The following is a 595-nucleotide window of genomic DNA, read 5'->3' on the forward strand; positions in this document are numbered from 1 at the left end:
TACTAAACAACCACCAGCTAGAAGCTGGTGGGTTTGAGCTAGCGGACTGAAAGTCCAGCATAACACCGGCAGGCTAACGCAGCCGGTTAATTCTCAATGTCGAAACCATCGTTAGGATTGCGTTCAAAATGATGAGCCAAATATTCTTGGATCATCTCTTTCGTGAGTTCTCCTGCTGTTACACAGAAATAACCGCGAGCCCAAAAATGGCGGCCCCAGTATCGTTTTTTAACCTGTGGGAATTCGTCAAATATTTTGAACGAACTTCTACCCTTAACTCGACGCATAATCTCAGAGGGAGCTATATGCGGTGGGGCTGAAACAAGAATATGAACATGATCCTTGCTCACCACACCACGTAAAATTTGAATCTCCATCTGCTCACATATTTGACGCACAAGATCGCGGACTCTAACGGCTAAATCGCCTTGTAGCATCTGATAGCGATACTTCGTGACCCAAACAAAGTGATACTCAATTTTGTACTTCGTATGACTGCCTCTGCGGTATTCCATACGGAGAATATAAAGCAACTACTAGCTGAAAGCTACCCGGCTGAAGCCGGGGGATTTAACCTTAGAGGCGGACGATTAAA

Annotated in this window: 1 protein-coding gene; it reads right to left on the reverse strand. The window is 45.2% G+C overall.

Going from position 1 to position 595, the window contains the following annotated elements:
- Positions 1-86: 86 nt before the first annotated feature.
- Positions 87-515 carry an IS200/IS605 family transposase gene (gene tnpA, locus FMS18_RS20265; RefSeq protein ID WP_163296454.1) on the reverse strand — a complete coding sequence of 143 codons (429 nt, stop codon included), beginning with the start codon at positions 513-515 and terminating at the stop codon, positions 87-89.
- Between the last annotated feature and the right edge of the window lie 80 nt (positions 516-595).

This window comes from Desulfovibrio sp. JC022 (assembly GCF_010470665.1).
GTDB lineage: Bacteria > Desulfobacterota > Desulfovibrionia > Desulfovibrionales > Desulfovibrionaceae > Maridesulfovibrio.

Bases quoted from the DNA above. Each gene is read 5' to 3' on its own strand.
- tnpA (WP_163296454.1), bottom strand. From the start codon at position 515: ATGGAATACCGCAGAGGCAGTCATACGAAGTACAAAATTGAGTATCAC.